The following is a 16,199-nucleotide window of genomic DNA, read 5'->3' on the forward strand; positions in this document are numbered from 1 at the left end:
TCACTCGTTTTTGTTTTCCTCTTCCAGGGACTTGATTTCCGCAAAACGTTTCGCGAGGTCCCTTCTCCTTTCGATCACCTTGTAGGAGAATTCCGAAAAGAAAGGATCGTTCGGATATTTGAGAAGTTGTTCGTATTGATCGGCTGCCGTGACATAATCGCCGACCTTGCTCGCTGTTTCTGCGAAGAAGAAATGAAACTTCTTATTGTATTGTTTCTTTTGCCCTAGATCGTCTACGAGCTCCGTATTCTTAAAAATTCTATAAGCGTAGAGATCTTTGGAGGATAAAAGTTCGATCCTTGCTTTCCCCATTCTCGCGTCCGGACTTTGTTCGTCGATTCGTGAAGCTTCCTTAATATAGAGGAGGGCCCGGTTTTTCAAATCGGTTCGAATGTAGTGATCGGCCAAAAGGAGAAGCGCTTCGGTATGAAACGGGTTTAGGGAAACCGCCTTTCTCCAGAGAATCGTCGCGTTGATCGGTTCTCTCACAGTTTCATACAACGTTCCTAAATGGATGTAGGTTCGATAGTATTCCGGAATTTCCGAGCTTGCGTATTCGAATTGAATGATCGCCTTTTGGTATTTTTTTTCCAAGTGAAAGGCTCTTCCGAGATTGTAACGAAAAGGGAAGAATTTCGGATCAAAACGTATTCCTTCCTCCAACATGGGAATCGCCTTCGAACGTTCTTCGGCTTTTCCGCTTTCCAAAAGACGGACCGCTTCGTTGTTGAAAAGTCCACAATTGAGAATTTCCTTTCCTTCAAAGACGAAACTTCCCTTCGAAGGAGGAGGATCTCCTTTCCAATTTCTCCCCGCGCTGAGAATGAAATCCTGTTCCGTTCTTAAAAAAGATCCGTCGTTGTAGTATTCCGGAGAGAGAATTTCGTTTTCGCCCCAGAGAAGTCCGGAGTAGTATTGTCCTCCGATGTTCAGTTGCGCCTGAATCGGAGAATGAAAGAAGAGAACTTGGAAAAAAAGAAAAATCGAAAACGTACACTTTCGCGGGAAAGTGGGAACTCCTCCGTGGAGAACGGAAAAAACGCATTGTAAATTCTGTTTCAGAGGAGAGTCTGACATCATAAGAGGAATCGGTTTGCCATCTCAAGAACAAGCGCTTCTCGTCTGCAAAGATCTATCTTATTCTATCGGAAAAAAACAGATTCTCAAACAGATCTCCTTCTCTCTTTTCCGGGGAGAATTGATTCTTCTTCGAGGCGACAACGGCGCCGGAAAAACGACCCTTCTTCGAAGTATTCTCAATCACGCGCATCACAAGGAATCGTTTTCCTTTTCGGATTCGAATTCTAAAAAACCGCAGATCTCCTATTTGGGTCATGAACTCGGTCTTTATACTTCTCTGAGCTTGGAGGAGAATCTCCGTTATTTTCTTTCCATTGCCGGTATCGAGTTCCCGAGAGAAAAGGTGGAGTTCCTACTTCGTTCCTTCAAACTCTGGACGAGAAGAGAAGACCCGATCTTTACATTCTCCAGAGGAATGAAACAAAAGGCCGGATTGATTCGCGCACTTCTTACGGGCGGAGATTTGATTCTTCTGGATGAACCGTTTACCGCCCTGGATCGGACCGGTTTGGAGATCGCCGTTCGACTCTTGGAAGAATATTCTAAAAATTCTGCGGTTCTGATGGTGACCCACGATCCGGGAATTCCTTTTTCTCAAAAGACTTCGTCTTGGAATCTCAAGGAGGGAAAAATTGAAACTTCTGCTTTCTCTTCTTTATAAGGAGTTCCTACTTTTAGGAAAGGCTTTGAACGGAATTCTTTCCGTCGTGGTTCTGATCACTTCGATCGTATTCATTTTTAATTATGCTCTGGAACAAACCGGAAAACTGGACCGACAAACCCTGATCGGAATCAAGTGGTCGGTTCTTTTCCTGACTTCTTACGTTTTTATCGGTCAGTCCGCGTGGGAGGAAAGGGAAAGTGGGGGAGGAAGAATCAGTTCTCTCTTTCTTCCGATCTGGATGCGCTTTTTTGCAAAATCTCTCGCGGTCTTTTTCGGTCTTTCGATTGCGGCTTTCTACTTAATGATTTTATTATCCGTTTTTTTCCAGGCATTTCCTCTCGGAATCCGAGATCTGACGGTAAATCTGATTTTTCTCCTTCCTGGAGTTCTTTGTATTTCCTTTCTCGGCGTTTCTCTGAGCCATATCAGTGATTCGTCGCGTTTGAAGGAGATCCTACTTCCGCTCCTGATGATTCCTTTTACGATTCCGATTCTTCTTTTCGGAATGGAAGCGGAGAGAAAACTCGAAAGACTTCCGGTCTTTGATCCGATTCCGGGACTCGCCATCTTACTTTCGTTTTGCGCTTTTTATGCGGGAATCGGAATTCTACTTTTAGAACTTTCGGGCGACGAACCCTGAAGAATCTTCTTGATTCCGCCGGCATTCTCTCGAATACTCTCTTTCGTATGAAGATCCGAATTGCACATCCCGTTTTCGACTGGATTTTATCCGCAATCTTTCTCGTCGGTTTTCCGACGGTGGTTTTGATTTCTCTCAATTATCCAAACGTGATTCTTCAGCAAGGAATCGCTCATCGGATATTCTACTTTCACGTTCCGGTCGCTTGGGTCGCTCTTTATGGTCCGATCTTCTCCCTTTGTTTTGCGGTTCTTTATCTCTGGAAGAAAGAATCCAAGTGGGATCTCCTATCTCTCTCTGCGAATCAGATCTCTCTTCTCTTTGCAACCGGTGTTATCTTTTCCGGAAGAATCTGGGCTTACAGCGCGTGGGGAGTTTCTTGGGACAAGACCGACGCAAGACTTCAATCCTTCACCGTTCTTTTTATCAGTCTGATCGCATATTTCGTTTTTCGAATTCTCATCACCGATTCTTCTAAGAAAAAAATCTTTTCTTCTTTTTTGAGTATTCTCTGCGCCGTCAACGCGGTGATCACTTGGGGAGCGATTCGTTGGATGGACAATCCGGGAAATCATCCCGAATCCGTCCTTGGAAAAGGAGGAATGGATTCCGACATTCGTCAGACTTTTTGGCTGGGAGTGATCGCGTATCATATTCTCTTTTTAGTATTGTTCCGTTTTGCATATCGCCTCGCAAAGATCGGCGATCTACGAGAAAATTTACCGGAAAGGGAAGAGTAAATAAAAATTGTCCTTAGCTCCGGATTACAGTCAACATACGGTCCTCGCTGTCGATGATTCCGAAATCAATCTGAAGCTGATCGTACACACGCTCAAACCTCTGGGCTTTCAACTGTTCACGGCCGAGTCCGCGGCCGAGGCGAGAAATATTCTCATAACGAATCGAATCGATATTCTTCTCTTGGACGTGAGTATGCCCGGCCAAGACGGATTTTCCTTTTGTAGAGAATTGCGTGAGATCGAACGATTTAAACTTCTTCCCATTCTTTTTATCACCGCGATCAGTAGAGAATTGGGTTTTGACGAAGCGATCTCTCACGGAGGAGACGACTTCATCCACAAACCCTTTCAACCTCGGGAATTGATCGCGAAGATCCGCGCCTTTATCAGAATCAAAATTCTCCAAGACGAACTCTTTGAACAGAAGAGAAACTATGAAAAAGAATTGATCATGGCTCGTAAGGTCCAACAGGAACTTCTTCCCGAAAAAGATCTTGTTTGGAACGGAGTCGGCTTGAGTACGATCTTTCAACCCCTCATGCAGATCGGAGGCGATTACACGGACGCTTGGGTGGAAAATAATTCCCTTCATATCTTTATCGCGGATTGTTCCGGGCACGGGCCTTCGGCGGCGCTCCTCGCGGCGATGTTGAAGATGCAAGTCTCCAGTCTTTCTCCGGATCAGAATCTTAGGGAGAAGGTAAAAACGCTTCGTCACAATTTGGAAAAAATTCTTCCGGAAGAATTTTCGATCACGTTCTTTTACGGAATTCTTCACGAAGATCTTACATTCGAATATTCGAATGGAGGTCATCCGGCTCCGATGCTTTTTCAAAACGGAAAAGTCACAACTCTTCCCGGAATGGGACCTCTGATCATTCCGATCGAACTCAACGTAAGCGAAGAATTCAAAACGATTCAGTTCGAGAAAGGAGCGTATCTTCTTCTTTATACGGACGGAGCCACCGAAATCGCGGACAAGAGCATGAATATCTTAGGGGAAGAACGTCTCAAAAAAATCTTTGAAGAAGAAGTCGTAAAGAGCGGAGATATTCTCGGATCTATGATGGATTCCATTCTTGCGCATTCCGAGAGACGTACAAATGATGACGATATCGCTATGATGGTGTTGAAATTATGAATTTACCGAATCCTTCTTACAGAGGAAAAGTCCGAGACATCTACGACCTCGGTGATAAATTGATCTTGAGTTCTTCCGATCGAATTTCCGCGTTCGACGTAGTTTTTTCTCAACCTGTTCCGGACAAAGGAAAGGTTCTCAATCGAATTTCCACTTCCTGGTTTGAATATTTTAAAGACGTTCCCAATCACATCCTCGAAACCGATGTGAAGAATTTTCCCGCACCGTTTCAGAATCATCCCGACTTGGAAGGACGATCGGTTCTCGTAAAAAAGTGCAAACGGATCGACTACGAGTGTGTCGTTCGCGGTTATATCTCCGGTTCCGGTTGGAAAGAGTACAAGGACGCGGGAACTCTTGCGGGTGTGATCCTTCCCAAAGGTTTGAAAGAATCTCAGAAATTATCCGAACCCGTTTTTACTCCTGCGGTAAAAAACGATGAAGGCCACGACGAGAACATCTCCGAGAAAGAGATGGAAAATCGAATCGGAAAAGAACTCTTCGGAATTCTCAGAGAAAAATCGATTTCCATTTTCTTGCGCGCCTCTGAAGTGGTAGATAGGGCGGGAATCATTCTCTGTGATACCAAGTTTGAGTTTGGGATCTTGGACGGACAGGTCATCCTGATCGACGAGCTCCTCACTCCGGATTCTTCCCGGTATTGGTCTGCGGAAACCTATTCTGTAGGAATTTCTCCTCCAAGTTTGGACAAGCAGATCCTCCGGAATTATCTCGAAACTACGAACTGGAACAAGATGCCTCCGGCTCCCGATCTCCCGGAAAAACTCATTTCCGAGCTGAGAGAAAAATACCAGAAAATAGAGGATCTCATACTTTCATGTACATCGCAAAAATCCAGGTAGTCCTCAAAGAATCCGTTCTGGACCCGCAGGGGAGCACGGTGAAAAAAGTTCTCTCCGAAGTAGGAGAAAAATCCGTGCAAGACGTGAGAGTCGGAAAATACATCGAACTCAAGATCGACGCTCCGAACGAAGAAACCGCGAGAAAAGACGTGGAAAGACTCTGCGACAAGATTCTTGTAAATCACGTAATCGAAACATATTCTGCTAATATTCAAAAAATATGAAAGTTGCCGTAATCACGTTTCCCGGTTCCAACTGCGACGCTGATATTTATAGAGTTCTAAGAGATCAATATAAAGCGGAAGTGGATCGTATTTGGCACAGAGATCAACTCGAAAAAAAATACGAACTCGTGATTCTTCCGGGAGGTTTTTCCTACGGGGATTATCTTCGTTCCGGTGCGATGGCCGGTTTTTCTCCAGTGATGAAATCCGTGAAAGAACACGTAGATAAGGGCGGAAAACTTTTCGGAATCTGCAATGGTTTTCAGATTCTTACCGAAGCGGAATTTTTACCCGGCGCTCTGACGAGAAACAAAAACCTGAAATATATCTGTAAAACTGTGACCTTGAAAAAAGGTTCCTCCGGAAATCCGGTGACTTCTTCTCTGGATCCTCAGAAAGAATTGAGAATTCCGATCGCCCACGCAGACGGTTGTTACTTTGCGACCTCCGACGTTTTGAAACAACTCGAAGACGAAGGAAGAGTTCTCTTTCGTTATTTTGGGGAGAATCCAAACGGTTCTTTGGATGCGATCGCAGGAATCACCTCGAAGAATTTTAAGATTGCGGGAATGATGCCTCACCCGGAAAGAGCGATGAACTCCGTTACGGGCGAAGAAGACGGAAAGGTAGTTCTGGATTTGATTCTCGGAGCTTGAGACTTTGCGGGAGTTCCCGCAGTGAGACGAGATTCAAACGAATTGTAGATCGGATCGTGAAATCGAAAAACGTAAGAGTTCCTACTTTTCTGGATCGTTCGCGAATCGTTTTTTTTCCGAAACTTGATTCTTACGAAACATATTGTTTTGAAAACGGCATCGCGAGTTTCAAAGAACGTTCCGTCTCGAAAGGATTGGAGAGCAAGGAAAGCAAAGATTTGAAGTTGGCAGATTTTTGAAATGTGGGAACTCCTTCGGTTTCAATTCCGAGAAAACTCCCTTCCACCGCGAAAGTAGGAACTCACACGTTTCTTTTTCGCAAAAGAATCATCCGAAATCCAGAGACAAAGTTCCGGATTCAAAAGTTCGATCTCCGGATCTTAAAAGTAGGAACTCTTGGGTTTTTTCCCAAAAGTTCGTTCTCCGGGTTTACAAAAAGTAGGAACTCACACGTTTCCTTTTTCCGAAAGATTCTTCCGAGAGCGAAATGCGATATCGATCGTCCTTGTTTTCAAAGGTCGGGACTCCGACATCACTTTGAAAAAACATTGATAAATGTTAACTTCGGGAAGTGATGAGATTCCTTATAATTTATTTCATTCTCAAGCCTATTCCTTAAGATAGGGAAACCTGGGGATTCTCTATCGAAAGAAATCCCGGAGTCAAAAAGCGCATTTTAAGGGAGCGAAAAAGAAGACGATGAGCATGTTTCACGTAGACAACAAACTACGAATCTCCTGGGACATCCTGATCTTCATCTGCATTCTTTATGCGTCGATAGAATCACCGCTTCGAGTCGTCCTTTCCTACAAACAGGGATTTGTAGTAACAGCTCTTTACGTTCTTGTGGATATCCTCTTTTTCGGAGACATTCTTGTGAACATATTTCCTCCGGAATACGTTCAAGGAAAGTGGATTCATATCCAAAAAAAAAGCATCATACAATATTTCAAGACTTGGTTTATCTTTGATTTCCTCGCGGCGTTCCCTTTTGAGCTTGTGGCGGAATCTATTTTTAACGTCGATCTTTCCAGTCATCCGTTTCTATATCTCCTCTTCGGAATCACTCGTATCGTAAAAGTTGTTCGTATTCCCGGGATTCTCTATCGCTTGAATCTCGCTTTTAAACCGGCACCTGGAATTTTACGATTGGTCTTGCTTATGTTTTGGATCAGCGTTGTCGCCCATTGGTGTGCGATCGGTTGGTTGTATATCGACAATTTGGATTCCGCAGAAACGGGATTGGATCAATACGTACAAGCGCTCTATTGGACGATCACTACCTTGACGACGGTCGGCTACGGAGATATCGTTCCGACTACGACTCACCAGAGAATCTATACGATTTGTGTAATGCTTACGGGAGCTCTTGTATATGCGACCGTCATCGGTAACGTTGCGAGTATTCTCGCCAATTTGGATTTAGTGAGAGCGACCAAACTCCAGAGAATGGCTCAAGTGGATTCATTTTTGAGAGCGAGAAAACTTCCTTTCTGGCTAAGAAGAAAAATTAGAGACTACTATATGTATATTATCGAAAGAGGATGGGGAGAAAACGAAAAAGAATTGTTAAGCGACCTTCCCGTCTCTCTTCAGAGGGATGTAAGGATTCATCTTCATAGAGAATTTTTGGAAAAGGTTCCTTTTCTAAAAGGTGCAGATCCTTCTCTTGTTACGAACTTGATCTTCTCTTTAAAACATCACGTTTTTCTTCCGGGGGACATCATCTTTCACAGAGGAGATATAGGACACAATCTCTATATACTGAGTGAAGGTCGCGTGGACGTATTATCGCCGGACGATTCCAGAGTCATCGTTACGCTCGGAGACGGACAGTTTTTTGGAGAGTTGGCTCTCGTGACCGCGGAACCGCGCTCTGCAACGATCCGTTGCACTTCCATCTGCGAGATCTATACGTTGAGCAAAGAGGATTTTCTAGAAGCCTTGAGTTTGTATCCAGGATTTCGGGACGCGATGCAGGAAAGTCTTCGAAAACTCAATGTCAAGATGGATCTCAGTAGAACGTTTCAGAAAAGTAGGGATTCTCATTCTTAGATTCGAGCTCCTCTCAAAACTTTCTCGAATGCCAAAAGAAGCGAGGAGCTCGAATTCCGGAGAATGTAGGAACTCCAAATAAGATTTAGAAAATACCTTCAGACCGGAACGGAACCCTAAAGTTAAAATTAGATACAACAAGAACCGTTCCGAGAAAAGGGTTTTGTAGGAATTCCTACCTGAGAATTTTTTCTTGCGAAACTATGTTTTTATGATATAGGAAAGTCTCCGGAATTTTTCCCGCCTCCGCTCCCCACCACCCGAAATTTGGGCGGGGCGCGCGACTTTCACAGAAGAGCCGTCGGAGTTCCGACAGGCTTTTTAAACGATCCAGACAACTTACGGGTAAAGATATGGACCGGAACGGAGCCGTTTTCAGGATTCGGTTCGCTCGTCAAAAACGCTGGAGTTCCCGCAAAATCCTTTGAACGCGGCCTATGAATTTTTAAACAGACTTTTGATTCCTAAACTTTTAATGGAGTTCCTACATTCTGAGACGATTCTTAATAAAAATCCATTCGTTAGAATGTTTTTGAACCTCCAAAGGGAAAAAATTTGCGGGAACTCCCGCGGTTTTTAACAAAGGCTTTCTGAATATTGTAAGATTTTTTGCAATTCAGGCTTGAGGAAATGTCGAAAGGCTCGAAATTCTTTCTTAAAAATCCTCTTTCAATTTCGAAACGTTTTCAAAACTGCGGAGAGAAAATAAAAAAAAGAGAATATTCAAAAAATCGAAAGTAGCCTTTGCAATGAGAATCTCGTTTGTTCCGACAAACTTTCCGTCGAAAAAAAGATTGTAAACGGACTTTAAGTCCGTTTCAGATACGATTTCGGAAGAATCTCTACACTTCTAAAATCGCAAAACCCTTCTTGATCGTTTCCTTCTTGTTTCCGAATCGAATTTTACCCGAAATTCTCCCTTCCACTCTTTCCATCGGAATTTTTTTTCCAAAAAAACCGGGAATGATCTGAGGAGTTGTGCGAATCGGAGTAACCGTGAGTTCGATCTGATCGGAAGGATCGTGGAGAACGTAGGACAAGGATTCCTTTTTGAACGTTGCAGATTCTAAAAACGCGGGAACTCCATTTCTCCAGAGAAGAATTCCCGTTTTCTCGTTGAGATTCAGACGAAAGGAATTCTTCGCATTTACGCTTCCGTAAATCCGAGATTCGGGAAGAAACGCCTGATCGCTAAAACCGGAAGTAATGCTATAGGAAAGTTTTTCGGAAGAATCCAAATTCCAAGTGTCTTCATCCAGAGCGAGTTGTCCTCTAACCGAAAGGTCCGGAGAAATCAAACGAAAGAGCCAGTCTTTCCCGGAAGATTCAAGAGAAGAAACCGGTTTGTGCAATTTTTCCGCGGTGCTTACGAGTGCATCCAATTGAAGATTCAGATCGCTCGCGAGAATGGAAGAATGTGTATATCCTTGTTGAATCGTATCGTCCAAACGAAAGTTGAATCTCTGATTTCCTTGAGTAAAACTCCAATAACCGTTTCGAAACGTTCCCCTGGATAAAAATTCTTTCCCGTCGCTTCCATTCCATTCGAAATCCCGAAACGTACCGGATTCGGTAAACCAAAGACTGAGGAAGGCGCGGCAAGCGCCGGGACCCCGAAAAATTCGAAGCGCTAAAAGAAAATCCTCTGTAAGCAAATCGACTAAAACGGAGTCTATTTTTTTCCAGGAAGAGAAAAAAGAAGACTTATACTCTCTGGAATTGTCGATTCCAAGAGTTCCTAAATAGAGACCGAGATTGGGTTCTAGTGTAGAAGGGTTGAGAAGATGGCCGATCGCCTCTTTCATGCAAGAATACCTTTAGAATTGTCAGTTTTTTCGAACGTTAATAAAAAAAAAGAAGAATGTGGTCTTCTCTCGATCTTAATTTGAGCCTTTTTGTACGGAATTTTGCTTGCCGGACCGGTCTTTGCGGAATCCAGTAAAAGGGAATCGAAACGATCATGTTATATAGCCAGGATACAAGCAACATTCTCTCTTATGGAGAGAATTATTATCAACCCCACTATCAACCGATCCTGGAAGTCACCAACTGTAATATCGTAGGATACGAAGTTTTAGGAAGATTCTACTCTCCGGAAAAAAACGAATACCGTTCCTTAGGATATCAATTCCACAATCCAGAATTGGATACGATCCGATTGATTCAGATCGATCGGTTGATCCGAGAAAAAGCGATTCGACATTTGAAAGATACGGGGTTGAGAACAAAACTTTTCCTAAACATGATGCCCAACTTTCTTTCGATGATTCATACGGGAGACGTTTTGGATCTGAAAAGATTGCATGTCCTCAATCTGATAGAAAAATACGAGATCTCTCCCGCCGACGTTGTTCTGGAAATCACGGAAGATAAATTCGACGGAAGTATCGAGAAACTTCTCTCGATCGTAAACGTTTTTAAAGACTACGGATTCAAGATCGCGGTCGACGACCTCGGAGTCGGATTTTCCAACTTGGAAAGAATCGGTTATATCCATCCGGATATCATGAAAGTGGATATCAAGATCATGCGGGAAAGTTTAAACCGAAGATCTTTTAAGAACGTTCTGAGTGCGATCGCGGACATGTCCCAGAAACTCGGCTCCGATCTTCTCTTCGAAGGAATCGAAACGGAAGAAGAATTGCATCTCGCTCTTTCTATGGGAGCGAATCTCCTACAAGGATTTTATTTTTCAAGGCCTCAGGTCGAATTCCAAGACAAAAAACAATTCAATCGAACTCTGAGGGATACTCTGGAAAAATTCTCCGGTTTACGATTTATGGAACTCTTGGAAGAATTCCAGAAAGGTCAAGCCGTCATCGATGCGTTAGGTGAAAAGTTAGAGGCTTTGAGACACAACGGAAAAGAAGATCTCCCGGTCGTCTTACATCTGATGCTTCCGAATCTTCCCTCAGAAATTCTTTCCGTCTTTGCTTGCGACATTTTCGGTTATCAAATCACTCCCACTTATTTCCGTTCCCATCCCGGAGAGGATTGGGATTCCGACCTGACAGAGATCGGAAATAACTACGCTTGGAGACCGTTCTTCATTCGTCATAAAGCGAAGGTAGTTCAGAATCATGCGAAGTGGACCGTGACCGAACCCGTATATGATATGGACCTACATAAGCAAGTTGTAATCTTTACTTATACTCTGAGAGACAATTACATTCTCGTGATCAAGATGGATTGGGAACGCGTCTAAGAGAAACGTTCTTTCGATTTTTTCTCATATCAAACCGTTGGCCTATTTCTGGAACGTAGATAACAACTTTAGACCAGAGACATGGGTTCCACTTTTAAAGTCTTGATCACTTTCTTCGTGTGTTTGTTGAAGTAACCGATTTGTACCAAGTGGAAAAGGACGAACATTCTCCAGTTCCCGACCGAATTCAAAACCTGGGAAAGAGGCCTTTTCATTCTTTTAGAAGAGCTTTTTTTTGCGGGAACTCTTGCGTTAGAAGAGGAATCATTTCCTAAATGAAAGGCCAGTGTGAAAAGAAGGAACTCCCCGTTTTCACCTCGAACAGATGTGGGAACTCCTTACGATTTTAACGCTAAGAAGAAAGCAAAAGAAGATTTTGTTCCTGGAACGCGGCATTGTAAAAAGAGGAACTCCTCAAAATTTCAGAATCGACTTCGAGAGGACTTCGAAACGATCCAGAGAACACGAAGAAACGTTTCTGAATGCGGGAACTCCGCAAAAAAGAAGAAACGTTTCGCGACCCACGCTTCCGTCCGATTCAAACAAAAACCTGCTTATGTTCCATCTTCAATCCCAAATCGCACCTTCGCACTCAGACTCTTTTGAAAAGAGGCCTCTTGCGAAAAAAAGGTCGGAACTCCGGTTGCAAAAAGAAACGGATCAACTCCCGAAAGAACAGAATTCTTCACACTTTGAAAAACTCCTCGCCGGGAAGAAACGGAAAATGCGGGAACTCCCCGCACTCCTCAAGACCTATTTCTTCTTTCCTATTGATCTCTCCCTACGGAAAAAAACACTGGTAGAATAGGGATCAGAGGAAAGAATCGGGAGCGACTTTCTTATCGAGAATCGTTTTTAATTCGGAAGGAATCGTTCCTTTTCCGCAAACGACGCGCCGAAGACAAACTCCCAAATCCCACTATCCACTGATAAAGGTGCTTTTGTGACCGAGATTTTAAAGATCCAGGACCTCAGGGCAGGAATTCATACCGGAGATTCCGGAGAAATCAAAGAAATCGTAAAAGGCGTCAATCTCACGATTCGACCCGGAGAAGTTCACGCGATCATGGGTCCGAACGGATCCGGAAAGAGCACGCTCTCCAACGTCATCATGGGCCATCCGAAATACCAGGTTCTCTCGGGCGACATCCTCTTCGAAGGAAAATCGATTCTCGGACTTCCGACCGACGAACGTGCGCGCCTCGGAATCTTCCTCTGTTTTCAATATCCTACGAGCATCCCCGGAGTCACCATCGGAAACTTTTTAAAGACGATCGTGAAGTCCGTTCGAGGAAAAGATCTTCCGGTAAAGGAATTCAGAAAAGAACTCAAACAGGGAATGGCCGATCTCGATATTCCCGAGTCGTTTATCTCTCGTTATGTGAACGACGGATTCTCCGGAGGAGAAAAGAAGAGAAACGAAATTCTCCAGATGAGTCTCCTCAAACCGAAACTTTCCGTTCTCGACGAGACCGATTCCGGACTCGATATCGACGCGCTTCGAATCGTAAGCGAAGGAATCAACAGAAACAAAACGGCGGAGCGTTCGATTCTTCTTATCACACACTATCAAAGAATGCTAAACTACATCACGCCCGACTTTGTTCACGTCTTTGCAAAAGGAAGAATTTTGAAAACCGGAACAAGAGAACTCGCTCTGGAACTGGAAGAGAAAGGATATGACTGGATCCTTGCAGAATCTGGAGACTAAAAATCAAGTGTCCTTAGAAACACAGTTTACCACTTTTCTCTCGAAGAGCAAGGAGCCGCAGGCTCTTCAAGATTTTCGGAAAAAAGTTTTTTCCAAATTCTCCACACTTTCAATTCCGAGAAGCGAAAACGAATCTTGGCGAAAAGTTCCTCTTTCCAATTTTCATCCGGAAGAATTTTTGGATTCTCCAGGCGAGGAAGCAATTTCCATCCGCGCACCGAAAGAAGTAAAAGTTTTCAGATCGGAAACTCTTTCCGGAAAAGAACTCGAATATTTTTTAAACGTCCTCGAAAATACATTCCAAAAACAGAATGAAGAATGGTTCGTTCTTCTCAGTCTTTCCACTTTTACTCACGGGCTTTATCTCGAAGTCGGAGAAGACCAAATTCTTACCGAAGAAATCGAAATCAAATTTCGATTGGAGAAGGAAGCAAGAATTCTTCCTCTCGTTGTCGCCAAGTTCGGAAATCACAGCAGAGCATTTTTCGCGGAACGATACGAATGTCCCGAAGAAGAAAATTTCAAACTCTTTCAAGGGCTTACGATTCTTCAGAGCGGGAAAGGAACGAAACTTTCCTACACTGGAATCGAATCCTTCGGTTCCAGTATATTCCATTTTCAGAATCTATTCTCCGATCAAAAAGAGGATTCGGATGTGAAGATCGCAAAAGTGACTCCGGGCGGTTACAAAGGAAAAAATATTCTCCAAGTGGAATTGTCCGGAAAAGGTGCGAGAGCCAGAGTTTTGGGTTTGGCGCCGATGTCCGGAAGGGAATTTCAAGATTCGGAAGTGAAGATCGTTCACAGAGAAAGTCATACGGAAAGTTCGATTCTCTATCGGGGAGCTTTCCGAGAAAAGGCGCATCATATTTTTACAGGGAATCTCCAGATCCCGAACACATGTAAGGACGTGAACGCGATCCAGATCAACAACAACCTTCTTCTGGACCGGACCGCGAGAGCGGAGTCGATTCCTAAATTGGAAGTCTATGCGGAAAACGTGAAGTGCGAACACGGCGCGACCGTCGGAGAGATCGACGAAGACCAACTGTTTTATCTCGCATCTCGAGGAATCGACGAGGACGAAGCAAGAAGAATGATCGTAGACGGTTTTCTTGGACAAGTCATTGGTGAAATTGAATCGGAAACTATACGAGAAGAATTGTTCGCACTCATAGCCAAGAAGGTGGAAGGAGAATTATGAGCTTTCGAATACTCGCAAATCTTTCCGAAATCGAAAACGGGAAAGTCAAAGTAGTGGAAACCCGATATAATAGAATCGGGATCACGAGTTTGGACGGAAACCTCTATGCGTTTGAAGACGTCTGCACCCACGACGGAGAAGCCATATCCGAAGGCGAACTCTGTGGAGACGTAATCACTTGTCCGAGGCACGAGGCGCAATTCTCCGTCAAAACCGGAAAGGCGCTTTGTATGCCCGCGGTAGAGGATCTCCCCGTGTATCCGGTGAGAATCGTAGGTGACTCGATCGAGGTGGATCTGGAGGATTGACATATATGAGCTTCTCTTCTGAAAGAATAAGGACCGATTTTCCGATCTTAGGAACGATGATGAACGGCAAACCGCTCGTCTTTTTGGACAGCGCGGCCAGTTCTCAAAAACCGTTTACGGTCATCGATCGGATCGAAAAATACTACAGAGAAGAAAACGCGAATATCCACCGAGGGATTTATTATCTTTCTCAAAAAGCCACGGAAAAATACGAACTCAGTAGAATTCATCTTTCACGATTTATCGGAGCTCAGTGCGCGAAAGTTTGTATCTTTACGAGAAACGCGACCGAGTCCATCAACTTAGTCGCACAAACCTGGGGAAGAACTCAGATCAAAGAAGGGGACGAGATCGTTCTCAACGAACTAGAACATCATTCCAATATCGTACCTTGGCAGATGTTGGCTCAGGAAAAGAAGGCGATTCTAAAATTCATACCTTTGAATGAGGACGCGACTCTTGACCTTACGAACCTAAACGAAATCATAACAAACAAAACAAAGTTAGTCGCCGTTTCCCAGATGTCGAACGTTACGGGAACGATACACGATCTCGCGCCGATTCAGAAACGGGCAAAGGAAGTGGGAGCGAAGGTTCTCGTGGACGGAGCCCAGGGTGTATGCCATCTTCCCGTGAACATGAGAGAGATGGACTTTGATTTTTACGTATTCTCCGCACACAAGATGCTCGGACCGACGGGGGTCGGAGTTCTGTACGCAAAAGAAGAAATCTTGGAAGAGATGCCTCCTTGGATGGGAGGAGGAGATATGATCTCTCAAGTATTCAAAGAAAAATCCACGTACGCGGAACTCCCTTCTCGATTGGAAGCGGGAACGCCGAATATCGCGGGAGTGATCGGATTCGGAGCCGCGATCGAATATTTGGAAACGATCGGGATGCAGGAAATCCGAAATCACGAACTCGAACTTTTAACGTACGCGCTCGATCGATTAGAAGATTTTGGAGGACTGGAACTCTACGGACCGACGGATCTTTCCAAAAGGGGCGGAGTGATATCCTTTAATTTCCCGGGGGTCCATCCTCACGACGTGGGGACGATATTGGACGAAGAGGGAATCGCGATCCGAGTCGGACATCACTGCGCCCAGCCCTTTATGGCGTTCAAAAACATCCCGGGAACGTGTAGAGCGAGTCTCTATCTTTACAATACAAAAGACGATATCGATCGATTGATCGAAGGTCTAATTAAGGTAAAGGAGATTTTCTCCCGTGTCCTTAAGCGATAGTCTTTACAAAGAAGTTATTTTAGAGCATTATCAAAATCCGAGATTTCGAGGAAAGCTCGAACCCGCCGACTTGTATGAACACGGGGTCAATCCTCTTTGTGGAGACGAACTCGAATTGACGATCAATCTGGAAGGGGAAAAAATCTCCGAAGTTCGGGTGAACGGAAAAGGGTGTTCGATTTCTCAGGCTTCCGGGTCGATGATGGCGGAAGCGATCCGGGGAAGGACGGTTTCCGAAGTCGAAAGTATTCTTAAACGATTTAAGAATATGGTCTTGGAGAACAAAGATCCTAAGTTCGAAGAAGAATTAGAGGAATTGGAATCCATGGAATCTGTGAAAAAAATTCCCGCGAGAATCAAATGTGCGGTTCTTCCCTGGAATACTCTGGAAAGAGCGCTATCCAAGATTCAAAAGTAAAACGGAATTCTCACTGAGAAAAAAGAATGCAGAGTTCCCGCAA

At 44.2% G+C, this 16,199-nt stretch carries 17 protein-coding genes; 14 read left to right on the plus strand and 3 right to left on the minus strand.

The genetic code is table 11. The annotated features are described in order from the left end of the window. Complete coding sequence (locus DLM75_RS06795) at positions 1 to 1,080, minus strand: tetratricopeptide repeat protein (protein ID WP_346725217.1); 1,080 nt, start codon at positions 1,078 to 1,080, stop codon at positions 1 to 3. A 13-nt stretch (positions 1,081 to 1,093) separates the two neighbouring features. Between DLM75_RS06795 and DLM75_RS06800 the strand changes: the two genes are divergently transcribed. The 8 genes from DLM75_RS06800 (at position 1,094) to DLM75_RS06845 (ending at position 8,063) form a co-directional block, all read left to right on the plus strand. Continuing rightward, positions 1,094 to 1,741 (plus strand): ABC transporter ATP-binding protein, encoded by a 648-nt coding sequence (locus tag DLM75_RS06800; protein WP_118967666.1) that lies wholly within the window; start codon positions 1,094 to 1,096, stop codon positions 1,739 to 1,741. Continuing rightward, positions 1,713 to 2,384, plus strand: a complete 672-nt coding sequence (locus tag DLM75_RS06805) for a heme exporter protein CcmB (RefSeq protein ID WP_118967667.1) — start codon at positions 1,713 to 1,715, stop codon at positions 2,382 to 2,384. Before DLM75_RS06800 ends, DLM75_RS06805 begins: the two co-directional genes overlap by 29 nt. A 47-nt stretch (positions 2,385 to 2,431) precedes the next feature. Beyond that, a complete protein-coding gene (gene ccsA / locus DLM75_RS06810) occupies positions 2,432 to 3,124 on the plus strand; it encodes a cytochrome c biogenesis protein CcsA (protein ID WP_118967668.1) in 693 nt (230 codons plus the stop codon). 7 nt (positions 3,125 to 3,131) lie between these two features. Then, entirely contained in the window at positions 3,132 to 4,265 is a 1,134-nt protein-coding gene (locus tag DLM75_RS06815) for a PP2C family protein-serine/threonine phosphatase (protein ID WP_118967669.1), read from the plus strand. After that, a complete protein-coding gene (locus DLM75_RS06820) occupies positions 4,262 to 5,128 on the plus strand; it encodes a phosphoribosylaminoimidazolesuccinocarboxamide synthase (protein ID WP_118967670.1) in 867 nt (288 codons plus the stop codon). Before DLM75_RS06815 ends, DLM75_RS06820 begins: the two co-directional genes overlap by 4 nt. Beyond that, positions 5,104 to 5,352 carry a phosphoribosylformylglycinamidine synthase subunit PurS gene (gene purS / locus DLM75_RS06825; protein ID WP_002725069.1) on the plus strand — a complete coding sequence of 83 codons (249 nt, stop codon included), beginning with the start codon at positions 5,104 to 5,106 and terminating at the stop codon, positions 5,350 to 5,352. The genes DLM75_RS06820 and purS overlap by 25 nt, the downstream gene beginning before the upstream one ends. After that, complete coding sequence (gene purQ / locus DLM75_RS06830) at positions 5,349 to 6,008, plus strand: phosphoribosylformylglycinamidine synthase subunit PurQ (RefSeq protein ID WP_118967671.1); 660 nt, start codon at positions 5,349 to 5,351, stop codon at positions 6,006 to 6,008. The genes purS and purQ overlap by 4 nt, the downstream gene beginning before the upstream one ends. Positions 6,009 to 6,707: 699 nt before the next feature. Further along, complete coding sequence (locus DLM75_RS06845; RefSeq protein WP_174715071.1) at positions 6,708 to 8,063, plus strand: ion transporter; 1,356 nt, start codon at positions 6,708 to 6,710, stop codon at positions 8,061 to 8,063. An 842-nt stretch (positions 8,064 to 8,905) separates the two neighbouring features. Here DLM75_RS06845 and DLM75_RS06850 read toward each other — a convergent pair. Beyond that, positions 8,906 to 9,868, minus strand: coding sequence for a hypothetical protein (locus DLM75_RS06850; protein WP_118967675.1), 963 nt, complete (start codon positions 9,866 to 9,868; stop codon positions 8,906 to 8,908). 155 nt (positions 9,869 to 10,023) lie between these two features. Between DLM75_RS06850 and DLM75_RS06855 the strand changes: the two genes are divergently transcribed. Next, positions 10,024 to 11,268 (plus strand): EAL domain-containing protein, encoded by a 1,245-nt coding sequence (locus tag DLM75_RS06855; RefSeq protein ID WP_118967676.1) that lies wholly within the window; start codon positions 10,024 to 10,026, stop codon positions 11,266 to 11,268. Between the two features lie 68 nt (positions 11,269 to 11,336). Here the strand turns inward: DLM75_RS06855 and DLM75_RS24230 are convergent, their stop codons facing one another. Beyond that, entirely contained in the window at positions 11,337 to 11,483 is a 147-nt protein-coding gene (locus DLM75_RS24230; protein WP_158586454.1) for a hypothetical protein, read from the minus strand. Positions 11,484 to 12,211: 728 nt separating this feature from the next. On the opposite strand from DLM75_RS24230, the gene sufC reads away from it, so the two are divergent. The 5 genes from sufC to sufU are packed head-to-tail and all read left to right on the plus strand — an operon-like array spanning position 12,212 to position 16,156. Continuing rightward, entirely contained in the window at positions 12,212 to 12,979 is a 768-nt protein-coding gene (gene sufC, locus DLM75_RS06865; RefSeq protein ID WP_118967678.1) for a Fe-S cluster assembly ATPase SufC, read from the plus strand. Next, positions 12,948 to 14,183: a Fe-S cluster assembly protein SufD gene (gene sufD, locus DLM75_RS06870; RefSeq protein ID WP_118967679.1), complete on the plus strand. Its 1,236-nt coding sequence runs from the start codon at positions 12,948 to 12,950 to the stop codon at positions 14,181 to 14,183. The genes sufC and sufD overlap by 32 nt, the downstream gene beginning before the upstream one ends. Continuing rightward, entirely contained in the window at positions 14,180 to 14,491 is a 312-nt protein-coding gene (locus DLM75_RS06875; protein WP_118967680.1) for a non-heme iron oxygenase ferredoxin subunit, read from the plus strand. Before sufD ends, DLM75_RS06875 begins: the two co-directional genes overlap by 4 nt. A gap of 5 nt (positions 14,492 to 14,496) precedes the next feature. Next, the gene (locus DLM75_RS06880; RefSeq protein ID WP_118967681.1) at positions 14,497 to 15,738 is read left to right on the plus strand and encodes a cysteine desulfurase; all 1,242 of its coding nucleotides are present in this window, start codon (positions 14,497 to 14,499) and stop codon (positions 15,736 to 15,738) included. Then, positions 15,722 to 16,156 (plus strand): Fe-S cluster assembly sulfur transfer protein SufU, encoded by a 435-nt coding sequence (gene sufU / locus DLM75_RS06885; protein WP_118967682.1) that lies wholly within the window; start codon positions 15,722 to 15,724, stop codon positions 16,154 to 16,156. Before DLM75_RS06880 ends, sufU begins: the two co-directional genes overlap by 17 nt. Positions 16,157 to 16,199: the final 43 nt, after the last annotated feature.

Origin of the sequence: Leptospira stimsonii (assembly GCF_003545885.1) — a bacterium.
Lineage (GTDB): Bacteria > Spirochaetota > Leptospiria > Leptospirales > Leptospiraceae > Leptospira > Leptospira stimsonii.

Bases quoted from the DNA above. Each gene is read 5' to 3' on its own strand.
- DLM75_RS06855 (WP_118967676.1), top strand. From the start codon at position 10,024: ATGTTATATAGCCAGGATACAAGCAACATTCTCTCTTATGGAGAGAAT.
- DLM75_RS06850 (WP_118967675.1), bottom strand. From the start codon at position 9,868: ATGAAAGAGGCGATCGGCCATCTTCTCAACCCTTCTACACTAGAACCC.
- sufD (WP_118967679.1), top strand. From the start codon at position 12,948: ATGACTGGATCCTTGCAGAATCTGGAGACTAAAAATCAAGTGTCCTTA.
- DLM75_RS06880 (WP_118967681.1), top strand. From the start codon at position 14,497: ATGAGCTTCTCTTCTGAAAGAATAAGGACCGATTTTCCGATCTTAGGA.
- DLM75_RS24230 (WP_158586454.1), bottom strand. From the start codon at position 11,483: ATGAAAAGGCCTCTTTCCCAGGTTTTGAATTCGGTCGGGAACTGGAGA.
- purQ (WP_118967671.1), top strand. From the start codon at position 5,349: ATGAAAGTTGCCGTAATCACGTTTCCCGGTTCCAACTGCGACGCTGAT.
- ccsA (WP_118967668.1), top strand. From the start codon at position 2,432: ATGAAGATCCGAATTGCACATCCCGTTTTCGACTGGATTTTATCCGCA.
- purS (WP_002725069.1), top strand. From the start codon at position 5,104: ATGTACATCGCAAAAATCCAGGTAGTCCTCAAAGAATCCGTTCTGGAC.
- DLM75_RS06875 (WP_118967680.1), top strand. From the start codon at position 14,180: ATGAGCTTTCGAATACTCGCAAATCTTTCCGAAATCGAAAACGGGAAA.
- DLM75_RS06795 (WP_346725217.1), bottom strand. From the start codon at position 1,080: ATGATGTCAGACTCTCCTCTGAAACAGAATTTACAATGCGTTTTTTCC.
- DLM75_RS06845 (WP_174715071.1), top strand. From the start codon at position 6,708: ATGAGCATGTTTCACGTAGACAACAAACTACGAATCTCCTGGGACATC.
- DLM75_RS06820 (WP_118967670.1), top strand. From the start codon at position 4,262: ATGAATTTACCGAATCCTTCTTACAGAGGAAAAGTCCGAGACATCTAC.